Annotated in this window: 6 protein-coding genes; 3 read left to right on the forward strand and 3 right to left on the reverse strand. The window is 65.7% G+C overall.

Annotation, left to right across the window (positions count from 1 at the left end; genetic code table 11):
- Positions 1 to 60: 60 nt before the first annotated feature.
- The 3 genes from F6X37_RS17665 (at position 61) to F6X37_RS17675 (ending at position 4,593) form a co-directional block, all read left to right on the forward strand.
- Entirely contained in the window at positions 61 to 1,191 is a 1,131-nt protein-coding gene (locus F6X37_RS17665; RefSeq protein ID WP_090802419.1) for an alginate lyase family protein, read from the forward strand.
- A gap of 29 nt (positions 1,192 to 1,220) precedes the next feature.
- On the forward strand, positions 1,221 to 2,609 hold the full coding sequence (locus tag F6X37_RS17670) for an L-serine ammonia-lyase (protein WP_090802417.1): 1,389 nt from the start codon (positions 1,221 to 1,223) through the stop codon (positions 2,607 to 2,609).
- Positions 2,610 to 2,847: 238 nt separating this feature from the next.
- A complete protein-coding gene (locus tag F6X37_RS17675) occupies positions 2,848 to 4,593 on the forward strand; it encodes a thiamine pyrophosphate-binding protein (RefSeq protein WP_187612218.1) in 1,746 nt (581 codons plus the stop codon).
- A 95-nt stretch (positions 4,594 to 4,688) separates the two neighbouring features.
- On the opposite strand, the gene F6X37_RS17680 is transcribed toward F6X37_RS17675, so the two are convergent.
- The 3 genes from F6X37_RS17680 to F6X37_RS17690 form a co-directional block, all read right to left on the reverse strand.
- On the reverse strand, positions 4,689 to 5,837 hold the full coding sequence (locus tag F6X37_RS17680; RefSeq protein WP_184061013.1) for a branched-chain amino acid ABC transporter substrate-binding protein: 1,149 nt from the start codon (positions 5,835 to 5,837) through the stop codon (positions 4,689 to 4,691).
- An 87-nt stretch (positions 5,838 to 5,924) separates the two neighbouring features.
- Positions 5,925 to 9,863: a trifunctional transcriptional regulator/proline dehydrogenase/L-glutamate gamma-semialdehyde dehydrogenase gene (gene putA, locus F6X37_RS17685; RefSeq protein WP_187612219.1), complete on the reverse strand. Its 3,939-nt coding sequence runs from the start codon at positions 9,861 to 9,863 to the stop codon at positions 5,925 to 5,927.
- An 880-nt stretch (positions 9,864 to 10,743) separates the two neighbouring features.
- Positions 10,744 to 12,174 carry a YeiH family protein gene (locus F6X37_RS17690; protein ID WP_187612220.1) on the reverse strand — a complete coding sequence of 477 codons (1,431 nt, stop codon included), beginning with the start codon at positions 12,172 to 12,174 and terminating at the stop codon, positions 10,744 to 10,746.
- Positions 12,175 to 12,182 lie beyond the last annotated feature (8 nt).

Raw genomic sequence — 12,182 nt, forward strand, 5'->3', positions numbered from 1 at the left:
TCGTTGAAAGCCGCAACCGGCTAACATCACACACCGAATCAGCCTAACGAGGAGTTTCGCATGGCGCGAAAGGTGCGATTGATGCAAAGCCGGGCCGAGGCGGCAGGCGTCCGTCCGTGGCGGCCCGCTTACGCGGTACTGTTGGCCGCAGCGGCCGCGTTGCTGCCGCTGCGCGCGGCGCAGGCCGCGATGAATTTCTGCGCGGCGCCGGCGCTGCAAACGAGCGAGCGCACCAATGCCGACCCCGGCGTCAAGGCGCTCGTCGCCAACGTGCAGGCACATCTGAACGAGCAGCCGCATGCGCTCGCCAAATTGCACACCGAGGGCACGCTGCCGCACGAGGGCATCTACGATCAGAGCGTCGAAGCGGAGAAGGATCTCGACCTGCTGCGCGACGCCGCGCTCGCGTGGCGCGCGACCAGCGACGACCGCTTCCTGAAGCTCGTCGACCGTCTGCTGTACGCGTGGGTCACGACCTATCAGCCGAGCTTCAATCCGATCGACGAAACGCGTTTCGAAGGTCTGATCCTCGCGTACGACATGACCGCGAGCGCGTTGCCCGTCAAAACGCGCAACGCGGCGATGGCGTTTCTGACGAAGCTCGCGAACGGCTACATCGCGCAGATCGACGCGCAGCCGCGGCCGCTCACGGGCACGTTCCGCAACAATTGGCAAAGCCACCGCATCAAGCTGATCGCGATGGCGGCATTCACGCTCGACAACCGCAAGATGATCAACGCCGCGCAGCGGCTGTTCGTCGAGCATATCGGCGACAACATCGCCCCGGACGGCTCGACGATCGACTTCGGCGAGCGCGATGCGCTGCACTACGTGACCTACGATCTGCAACCGCTGGTGACGGCCGCGCTCGCCGCGCGCCGCCACAACCGCAACTGGCTGCAAGAAAAGGGCGCGAACGGCGCGACGCTGCTCGCCGCGCTGAATTGGCTCGTGCCGTTTGCTACCGGCGCTCAGACGCATGAGGAATTCGTGCATTCGAACGTCGCGTTCGATGCAAAACGTCGCGAGGCCGGCTTGCCCGGCTATTCGGGTCAGTGGGATCCGAAGAACGCGACGGAACTGTTTCACCTGGCGGCCCGTCTCGACGGACGCTTTACGCCAGTCGCGCTGCAGCTCGCACCGACGCCGCCCGCGTGGCTCGCCGTGTGCTTGCCGCTGCCGGCGCGCTAAACTCTTTATCTATAGGCAGGGAGCAGTACATGGCAGTCAGCGTCTTCGATCTCTTCAAAATCGGCATTGGTCCGTCGAGCTCGCACACGGTCGGGCCGATGCGCGCGGCGCTGATGTTCGTCCAGGGACTCGAGCGCGACGGGCTGCTCGCTTCCACCGCATCGGTGAAGGCGGAGCTGTACGGCTCGCTCGGCGCGACCGGCAAGGGCCACGGCACCGATCGCGGCGTCATGCTGGGCCTGATGGGCGACGCGCCCGACACCGTCGATCCCGAGACGATCGCGCAACGGCTCGAAGCAGTGCGCACGTCGCGCCAACTCGCGCTGCTCGGCACGCACGAGGTGCCCTTCGTGCAGAAAGAGCACATCGCGTTTTATCGTCAGGCGCTGCCCGAGCATCCGAACGGCCTGAAGCTGTTCGCCTTCGATGCGCAAGGGGCAACGCTGCGCGAGTCGACCTATCTGTCGGTCGGCGGCGGCTTCGTCGTGACGGCCGGCGCGCCGAACACGAAGGTATTGAGCGCCGTCGATCAGCTTCCGCATTCGTTCCGTACCGGCAACGAATTGCTCGCGCTGTGTGCGGCGAGTGGCAAGAGCATCGCGCAGTTGATGTGGGAAAACGAGCGCGTCTGGCACAGCGAGGAAGAGACGCGCGCCGGTCTGCTGAAGATCTGGGACGTGATGCAATCATGCGTCGCGCGCGGATGCGGCATCAACAATCCCGATGCCGATGGTCACTTGCCCGGACCTTTCCAGGTGAAGCGGCGCGCGCCGCAGCTGTATCGCGCGTTGACGGGCAACCCTGAGCGCGCGTTGCAGGACCCGCTGTCCATGGTCGACTGGATCAACCTGTACGCGATCGCCGTCAACGAAGAGAACGCGGCGGGCGGGCGCGTCGTCACCGCGCCGACCAATGGCGCGGCCGGCATCATTCCGGCGGTGCTGCATTACTACACGCGCTTCATGCCGGGCGCGAACGAGCAGGGCGTGATCGACTTCCTGATGACGGCCGCCGCGATCGGCATCCTGTACAAGCTGAATGCGTCGATCTCCGGTGCGGAGGTGGGCTGTCAGGGTGAAGTCGGCGTCGCATGCTCGATGGCCGCGGGCGCGCTGGCCGCCGTGATGGGCGGCACGCCGAAGCAGGTCGAGAACGCCGCGGAAATCGGCATGGAGCACAACCTCGGGCTCACCTGCGATCCGGTCGGCGGCATGGTGCAGATTCCGTGCATCGAGCGCAATGCGATGGCATCGGTGAAGGCGGTCAATGCCGCACGCATGGCGTTGCGCGGCGACGGCAGCCACTATGTGTCGCTCGATTCGGTGATCAAGACGATGCGCGAAACCGGCGCGGACATGAAGACCAAGTACAAGGAAACGTCGCGCGGCGGCCTCGCGGTAAATATCGTCGAGTGTTGAGTCGTTGAGCGCGGCATTCAATTGCGTGCGATCGCATCGGAAAAGCGCGGGCCCTGCGGCTCGCGTTTTCATTTGCGCAATCGTGTTGCGCGCACGCCGATCGAACAGTTGCGCTGCGCCATGACAGCGCCCACGTGCTCGGCGTAAGCTGTCGAAGCGCCCATCGGCCGCTGTTGCACGTTCCGCCGATGCGGCTCCATCCCAACGCACCCACGCACTGCCAGGAGGCTTCTTCGCAATGTCGCTGCCGAATGCTCCCGCTGCCAATTCCGCTTCCAATTCCGCTATCGCTTCCCATACCGCACGCACGACCGGCGCGCGCCTCGTCGTCGAGGCGTTGCTCACACACGGCGTCGAGCGCGTGTTCTGCGTCCCCGGCGAAAGCTTTCTCGCCGTGCTCGATTCGCTGCACGACGAAACCGGGCGCATCCAGACGATCGTCTGCCGTCACGAAGCCGCGGCCGCGAACATGGCCGAAGCGCTCGGCAAGCTGACCGGCCGCCCGGGTGTCGCACTCGTCACGCGCGGGCCGGGCGCGACGCATGCGTCGATCGGCGTTCATACTGCGTTTCAGGACTCCACGCCGATGATTCTGCTGATCGGTCAGTGCGCGCGCGAACATCTCGATCGCGAGGCATTTCAGGAGATCGACTACCGGCGCATGTTCGGTCAGATGGCGAAGTGGGTCGCGCAGATCGACGACCCGAAGCGCATCCCCGAATATCTGAGCCATGCGTTTCATACGGCCACCTCGGGGAGGCCCGGGCCGGTCGTGCTGGCGCTGCCCGAAGACGTGCTGAGCGATGCCTGCGACGCGGTACCAGGCGCACCCGCTTATCACCGCGTGGCGGCGTCGCCATCGGCCGCGCAGATCGCGAAGCTGCGCGAGTTGCTCGAAGGCGCGCAACGGCCGATGGTGATCGCCGGCGGCAGCGGCTGGACAGCGGCCGCATGCGCGGACCTGCGGCGTTTCATCGAAAACTGGCAGTTGCCGATTGGCCTCGCGTTCCGCTTCCAGGACACCTTCGACAACGAGCATCCGAACTACGCGGGCGACGTCGGTCTCGGCATCAATCCGGCGCTCGCTCAGCGCATTCGCGACGCTGACTTGCTGCTCGCGCTCGGTCCGCGCCTCGGCGAAGCGACGACCAACGGCTACACGCTGCTCGACATCCCGAAGACGAAGCAGACGCTCGTGCACGTGCATCAGGGCGCGGAAGAACTGGGCCGCGTATATGCGGCCGATCTGCCGATCGTCTCGGGCATGCCTGAGCTTGCGGCGATGCTTGTGGAACTGGAACCATCGTCGTCCGGCAGGCTCGCCTGGACGGGTGCCGCTGAGGAAGCGCATCGGGCGTATCTGGATTGGCGCAAGCCGCGCCCAATTCCCGGCGACGTGCAGATGGGCGAAGTGATCCAGCAGTTACGCGCCCACTTGCCCGACGACGCGATCCTCACGAACGGCGCGGGCAATTACGCGACGTGGCTGCATCGGCATTTCTCGTATCGGCACTTCCGTTCTCAGCTCGCGCCGACGAGCGGCGCGATGGGCTACGGCGTGCCGGCGGCGCTCGCGGCAAAGTCGCTGTATCCACAGCGCGCGGTGGTCGCGCTCGCCGGCGACGGCTGCTTCATGATGGCCGCGCAGGAGCTCGCGACAGCGATGCAGTACGACCTGCGCGTGCTGTTCATCGTCGTCAACAACAGCCAATTCGGGACGATCCGCATGCATCAGGAGCGACACTATCCGCATCGCGTGCATGGCACCGGCCTCACGAATCCGGACTTCGCGGCATTCGCGCGATCGTTCGGCGCGCATGGCGAGACCGTTGAACGTACCGGGGATTTTCTGCCGGCGTTGCAACGCGCGATCGAATCGCAACTGCCGGCCGTGATCGAAATTCGCATGCCGCAGGAAGCGAGCACGCCCGCGGCGACGCTCGAGATGATTCGTGAGCAGGGGAGGAAGATGCGCGGGCAGTGAAAATCGCCACGTGGCCTGACAGCGTGTCGAACGCGCCGCCCATAAAAAAACCCCGCCAGAGCGGGGTTTTCTATCAACCGTAGTCAGCAAAAAACTTACTTGCCGCCCACGCTTTGCAGCGTCGTCCACTTGCCATCGACGACCTTGTACAGCGTGATACCGCCGTTCTTAAGATCGCCGCGCGCGTCGTACGCGAGGTTGGCCGACGTCACGGCCGGCTTCGACGTCTTGGCGAGCACCGGCAGGTACCTGGCAGGATCGGTCGAGTTCGCGTTCTTCATCGCGGTGAACATCGCCATCGCGCCATCGAACGCGTACGGCGAGTACGTTTGCACGTCTTCGTTGAAGCGCGCCTTGTACTTCTCGACGTATGCCTTGCCGCCCGGCATTTCTTCGAGCGGCAGACCGGCGAGCGAAGCCACCGTGCCGTTCGCCGCATCGCCGGCGAGCTTGATGAAGGTCGGCGTGTGGACCATTTCGCCGCCCATCAGCGGCGCCTTCACGCCGAGTTGCTTCATCTGCTTGACCATCGGTGCGGCTTGCGAATCCGCGCCGCCGTAATAGATCAGATCCGGGTTCGACGACTTCAGCTTGGTCAGGATCGACTTGAAGTCGACGGCCTTGTCGTTCGTGTATTCGCGATCGACGATCGTCGCGCCTGCCGCCTTCGCAGCCTTCTCGAACTGATCCGCAAGACCCTGGCCGTAAGCGGTGCGATCGTCGACGATCGCGATCTTCTTCATGCCGAGGTTCTTCACCGCGAACGCGCCAGCGACCGAGCCTTGCTGCGTGTCGGACGTCATCATGCGGAAGGTGGTCTTGAAGCCCTGCTGCGTGTATTCCGGCGCCGTCGCCATCGCGATCTGCGGAATGCCCGCGTTCGCGTAGATGCGCGAGGCCGGAATCGTCGTGCCCGAGTTGAAGTGGCCCAGCATGCCCTTGATGCCGTCATCCACGAGCTTTTGCGCGACCGTCGTGCCGGTGCGCGGGTCGGCCTGGTCGTCGGCCGAGTCGAGCACGATGCGAACCTGCTTGCCGCCGATCACCGGCTTCGTCGCATTGAACTCTTCGACCGCGAGCGTGATGCCGTTCTGGAAGTCCTTGCCATAGTGCGCCTGTGCGCCCGTCATCGGACCGGCGAAACCGATCTTCACGTCTTCCGTCGATTGAGCGTTGGCCGTCCCCGCCAGCGACATGGCGGCAACCAGAGCTGCGCCTGCCAGCTGTTTCATTTTGTGTTGCATAGCTTCTCCTTGATACCAGGTGTGGATGAAGCGGTGTCGGGGTCGCCGTGCCGCTTCCTTTCTATTGAATAAATCGCCGAGGTTCGCTCAACCGATCGTCATCAAATTCGCATTGCCGCCTGCCGCCGCGGTATTCACGCTGACCGAGCGCTCGGTGAGCAGACGCTCGAGCGCATAGTCCTCGTCGCCGCTCGCGAGCGCACGGGCCGCGACGCCCTGCACCGACACGATCGGCCCCGCGCGCTTCGCGACCTCCTTCACGAGCGCGAGCAGCTCATCGCTGTCGCCCTCGAACAGCACGGCGTCGAACGGCACGTCGGCGCTCTTCTTCACGCTCGCGTGGGCCTTCAGCGACGCCGGCAATTGCGAAACCAATTGTTCACCGGCCGCGCCCTCGAACAACGCACGATTTCCCGTAGCCAGCGCCGCCGCGAACTGCACGCGCGCGCCGCTCGCCGTCGACGCGATACACAGCACCGTGCCGCGCGGGCCCAGCGTGTACGTATTGCGCTCGCCGGTCGGCCCCGACAGTACCGCGGTCGCGCCCGCCGGCACATGCGACAGATAGCCGTCGCAACGCGCGGCAAGCTGCGGCTCGCGCTCGGCGATCAGCCAGTCGCGCAACGCGCTCAGCGCGGCCGCCGGATTGTCGCCCTGTTCTGCAGCCTGCGCCGCCTGCGGTACTTCGACCACCAGCGCCTGCGCGAGCGACTTCGGCAAACCAGCCGGACGCGTTGCGAGCAGACGCTGCAGATATAACGCACCGCCGGCCTTCGGCCCCGTACCCGACAGTCCTTCGCCACCGAACGGCTGCACCCCGACCACCGCGCCGATCACGTTGCGGTTCACGTAGATGTTGCCTACGTGTGCGCGGCTGATCACGTGCGCGATCGTTTCGTCGATGCGCGTGTGGATGCCGAGCGTCAAACCATAACCCGTCGCGCGAATCTGTTCGAGCAGCTTGTCGAGCTGGCTGCGGCGATAGCGCACCACGTGCAGCACCGGACCGAACACTTCGCGCTTCAGCTCGTCGATGCTGTCGAGCTCGATCAGCGTCGGCGGCACGAAAGTACCCTGCGTCGCGCCCTCCGGCAGCGGCAGTTGCTCGACCTTGCGGCCCTTGTCGCGCATCGCCGCGATGTGGGCGTCGATGCCGCGCTTCGCGTCCAGGTCGATCACCGGGCCGACGTCGGTCGACAGCCGATCCGGGTTGCCGAGCGCGAGCTCGCGCATCGCGCCCGTCAGCATTTCGAGCGTGCGGTCCGCGACATCGTCCTGCAGACAAAGAACGCGCAACGCCGAACACCGTTGACCGGCGGAGTCGAAAGACGACTGCAGCACGTCGGCGACGACCTGCTCGGCGAGCGCCGACGAGTCGACGATCATCGCGTTCTGGCCGCCGGTTTCGGCGATCAGCGGAATCGGCTTGCCATCCGGATCGAGTCGGCCGGACAGCGTCTTGTTGATCAGACGCGCGACTTCGGTCGAGCCGGTAAACATCACCGCACGCGTGCGCGGATCGGCGACCAGCGCGGCTCCGACCGTCTCGCCATTGCCCGGCAGCAGTTGCACCGCGCCCGCCGGCACGCCCGCTTCGCGTAGAATTCGCACCGCTTGAGCTGCGATCAGCGGCGTCTGCTCGGCCGGTTTCGCGAGCACCGTGTTGCCGGCCGCGAGCGCGGCGGCCACCTGGCCCATGAAAATCGCCAGCGGGAAATTCCACGGGCTGATACAGACCACCGGACCGAGCGGCCGATGCGTGTCGTTCGAAAACTCGTCGCGGATCTGCGTCGAGTAGTAGCGCAGGAAGTCGATCGCTTCGCGGATTTCCGCGACCGCGTTGGCGAGCGATTTGCCCGCTTCGCGCACCACGAGGCCCATTAGCGTATGCATCTGCGCTTCGAGCAGATCCGCGGCACGCGCGAGGCAATCCGCGCGCGCCTCGACCGGCGTCGCCTGCCAGATCGGCGCGGCGGCCACCGCATGGCCGAGCGCGGCGCTCACGTGCTCCGCCGTCGCTTCGACGACCGTGCCGACGAGATCACGATGGTCGGCCGGGTTGCGCACGTCGCGCCCGGCGCCGACCGCGATCTGGTTGTCTTCGAGCATCGGCGCGGCGCGCCACGGATGATGCGCGCTCGCGAGCAGCGCCGACGACAGCGACGCGAGCCGATGCTCGTTCGACAGATCGAAGCCCATCGAATTGAGCCGTTGCGCGCCATACAGGTTGCGCGGCAGCGGAATGCGCGCGTGCGGCGCGCCGAGCGGCACGATCCTCGACGCTTCCTCGACCGGATCGGCGACCAGCTCCTTGATCGCGACGGATTCGTCGGCGATGCGGTTCACGAACGACGTGTTCGCGCCGTTCTCGAGCAGCCGGCGCACGAGGTACGCGAGCAGCGTCTCATGCGTACCGACCGGTGCGTACACGCGGCACGGGCGGTTCAGCTTGTCGCGGCCGGTGACTTCTTCGTAGAGCTGCTCGCCCATGCCGTGCAGGCACTGGAACTCGTACTGGCCGGGGTAGTAGTTGTTGCCTGCGAGCTGATAGATCGCCGACAGCGTGTGCGCGTTGTGCGTCGCGAACTGCGGATAGACGGCATCGGGCGCGCCGAGCAGTTTCTTCGCGCAGGCGAGGTACGACACGTCGGTGTAGACCTTGCGCGTGTAGACCGGATAGCCTTCGAGGCCGTCGACCTGCGCGCGCTTGATTTCCGTATCCCAGTACGCGCCCTTCACGAGCCGCACCATGACACGGTGGCGGCTGCGGCGCGCCAGATCGATCAGGTAGTCGATCACGAACGGGCAGCGCTTCTGATACGCCTGCACGACGAAGCCGATGCCGTTCCAGCCTTGCAGCTCCGGATCGAAGCACAGCGCTTCGAGCAGGTCGAGCGAGAGTTCGAGGCGGTCGGCTTCTTCGGCGTCGATATTGAGGCCGATGTCGTAGCGGCGCGCGAGGATCGCGAGCGAACGCACGCGCGGCAGCAGCTCGCTCATCGTGCGTTCCTGCTGCGCGCGCGAGTAGCGCGGATGCAGCGCCGACAGCTTGATCGAGATGCCGGGGCCCTCGTAGATGCCGCGGCCGCCCGCGGCCTTGCCGATCGCGTGGATCGCCTGCTCGTACGACGCGTAGTAGCGCTGCGCGTCGGCCTCGGTGGTGGCCGCTTCGCCGAGCATGTCGTATGAATAGCGGAAACCGCGCGCCTCGTACTTGCGGCTGTTCGCGAGCGCTTCGGAAATGTTCTCGCCGGTCACGAACTGCTCGCCCATCAGGCGCATCGCCATGTCGACGCCCTTGCGGATCAGCGGCTCGCCGCCCTTGCCGATCAGGCGCGTGAGCGCCGACGACAGGCTCGTCTCGCTATTGGTCGTCACCAGCTTGCCGGTGATCATCAGGCCCCAGGTCGCCGCGTTGACGAATAGCGACGGCGCCTGGCCGACGTGCGATTTCCAGTCGCCCTTGCTGATCTTGTCGCGGATCAGCGCGTCGCGGGTCGCGCGATCGGGAATGCGCAGCAGCGCCTCGGCGAGGCACATCAGTGCGACGCCTTCCTGGCTCGACAGCGAAAATTCGTGGATCAGCCCTTCGACGCCGCCGCCCTTGCTCTTTGAGCGCAGCGTTTCGACGAGCTTGCCGGCCATCACCTGCACGTCGCCGGCGAGGTTGGCCGGCAGACGCGCCTGGCCGAGCAGGAACGGCACGCACTCGGGTTCAGGGCGGCGATACGCGGCGGTGATCGCCGCGCGCAGCACCGACTGCGGTTGCACGTTCTGCGCGAAATCGAGGAACGGATGGGATGCGCCGTCTTCCTCGTTCTCGACCGCCGCGCCGTCGGCGAGATCGGCCGTGCCGGTCGCGCCTGACAGTTCGGGCGGCAACTGGCCGTGCTCGATCTTTTCGAGGTAGGCGAAAATCGCCTGCTTGATCAACCAGTGCGGGGTGCGCTCGAGGCGGGTGGCGGCATCTTTGAGCCGGGAACGCAGGAGGTCGTCGACCTTGACGCCAAGGGTGGTGCTAGCCATGTTTCCTTCTCTGATATCGGGCGCGAGCCTGGCGAAAGACTAAAAGTTGGGCGAATCGTACGCCTCCAAATAAAAAGGTGCAACCAAATCGGCAGGTTGGTTGCACCCCGTCGGAAGCCTTATGGAACATGGGTTTCCGGGCGGTGACCGACAGTCGAACCGGGGTGTTTTCGATCGGTACTTTCCCTGGCGTGATTCTTTTTGAAATAAGCCTTATCAAACGACTTCGCGCGCCGATATACAGAAGCACGAAGACGGACGGCCCGAAACGTCGGTTTCAGGGCACGCAGAAAAGATAAACGGGGTTCTCGAGGGTTGGTGTAATGGAAAAGTGGCTGGTAATACTGGGCATCTGGGCGCTGTGCGCGGCCTGTGCGGTGTTTTTCATTCGAGGCGCGACAAGGGGCTCGACTCGGCGCGAAGAGGAGCGCAAGCGTGCGAGCGCGGCCTCGCGTGGATCGGCGGGCGATACGCGAAACGCGCTGAACGACTGAGATCAGGAGAGGCGCGCAACGGCTCATGAAGCCGGATGCGCGCGAATGTGGGGATTCGCGACTGGATTGGCACGGGGATTTGCGCCTGAAGATCGCTGTTGGATCAGCGCGGCCCGAGCGACGGCGCAGCCGGCTCGAACCGCGCACAGACATCGCCGGGCGATACCAACTGGTCATGCAGACCACACAGTCGGCTATCGGCGACGCTCGCGCCGAACCCTGAACTGAACACGGCAAGCCCTGGGATACGCTGCTCGAGCGCATCCCGTTCGCTCACGCGATGCCGGCATGCGGCGCAGCAGGGCGCGTCCGCCGCGCAGCTGCGCTCTACGGCGCCTACGTATGGCGCAGCGCCGGCGCCACGATCCATCGAAATCTTCATGGCGTTATCCGAGGCTGTTCCAGTACGACGCGAACACGTGTGCGGACAGCGCGTAACCGATCGCGATATTGACCACCACGCCCGCCGTGAACGCGAGGAACGGCTTCAGACCGGTCGCGGCAAGCGAGCGCAAGCGCGTCGTCAGACCGATGCTCAGGAAGCAGAAGGTGAACGCCCACGTGCGCAGCACCGTGATCGGCGCGACGAACTCCGGCGTGACGACCTTACGGTAATCGGCGAGTGAATAATGGCTCGCGATCCACGTGACCAACGCCGACGCGATCACGAAGCCGATCACGAACTTCGGGAAACGCGCCCAGATCTCACCGGCATTCGCGCGCGCGGCGACGCCGCTGTCCTGCGCTTCCCAGCGCGTCGTCGCGACGATTGCGAGCACGAACGCCCAGATGCCGATCCAGATGTCGCGGCCGACCACCTTCATCAGCGTGAAGGCCTGCAACGACGCTTCCGGCGCGCCGGCGATCGCGCCGCCCGCGTGGCGCGCGAAATCGCCGTAGGCCTGGGCGGCGGCGATGCCCGCGGCGTCGGCGAATTCGGAGGTGCCGATCCAGGCGCCGGCGACGGCCGTCGGCAGTCCGAGCGAGCGCGACGCGAACGGCAGCACGAAGATCATCACGATCGCCCACAGCACGACCAGCGTGATCGCGACCGACGCCTGCTCGCGTTTCGCCCGTACCGCGCCGGCAATCGCGATCGCCGCCGACACGCCGCACACCGCGCCGCCGACACCGAGCACGGCGGCAAAGCGTCGATCGAGTCCGAATGCTCGCGCAACGAGAAAGATCACGAAGAACGTCACCAATGAGACGATGCTCGCCTGGACGACCGCGACCGGACCGGCCCACACGAGCAGCGTGAACGGCAGCGTCGCGCCGAGCAGCACGATACCGACCTTGATGTAAAACTCGACGCGCAGCCCAGCCGCGAGCCACTCCGGCAGCGTGAACAGGTTCGACACGAGCAGCCCGAGCGCGAGCGCGACGAGCGGCGGCTCGAGGTTGTACCTGGACGCGTCGACCCATGCGCCGAGCGTCAGAATCAGCGCGGAAGCGACGAACACCACGACGAACGCGGCGAGAAACGCGCCGACGCGCTGCCGGAGCAGCGCGACGCTCGCGCCGAACAGCACCGCGAATGTCGCGAATAGCGCGAAGTAGTTGGGTAGATGCTTGCCGATGTCCTGCGCGGCCTGCGCGACGCTCGACCATTTGGCCGGCGCGACCGCGAGCCACTTGATGCTGCTGCCCGACGTGAACAGCGCCCACGCGATCACGATCACGAGCAGGCCGACGCCCGCGGCGAGCCAGTCTTCGGTCAGCGAAAAGCCGCTGCCTCGTGCGGTTTGCGCGTCTTGTGTACCTTGCCGCTGAGCCGGCGCGGCGCCCTCCGGCACGGTGTGACGGGTGTCGCTCATTGCAGATG

Origin of the sequence: Paraburkholderia sp. 31.1, assembly GCF_014397645.1 — a bacterium.
Taxonomy (GTDB): Bacteria; Pseudomonadota; Gammaproteobacteria; order Burkholderiales; family Burkholderiaceae; genus Paraburkholderia; species Paraburkholderia tuberum.

What these genes read in the sequence shown, in the direction of transcription:
- F6X37_RS17665 (WP_090802419.1), top strand. Translation starts at nt 61, where the DNA reads ATGGCGCGAAAGGTGCGATTGATGCAAAGCCGGGCCGAGGCGGCAGGC.
- F6X37_RS17670 (WP_090802417.1), top strand. Translation starts at nt 1,221, where the DNA reads ATGGCAGTCAGCGTCTTCGATCTCTTCAAAATCGGCATTGGTCCGTCG.
- F6X37_RS17675 (WP_187612218.1), top strand. Translation starts at nt 2,848, where the DNA reads ATGTCGCTGCCGAATGCTCCCGCTGCCAATTCCGCTTCCAATTCCGCT.
- F6X37_RS17680 (WP_184061013.1), bottom strand. Translation starts at nt 5,837, where the DNA reads ATGCAACACAAAATGAAACAGCTGGCAGGCGCAGCTCTGGTTGCCGCC.
- putA (WP_187612219.1), bottom strand. Translation starts at nt 9,863, where the DNA reads ATGGCTAGCACCACCCTTGGCGTCAAGGTCGACGACCTCCTGCGTTCC.
- F6X37_RS17690 (WP_187612220.1), bottom strand. Translation starts at nt 12,174, where the DNA reads ATGAGCGACACCCGTCACACCGTGCCGGAGGGCGCCGCGCCGGCTCAG.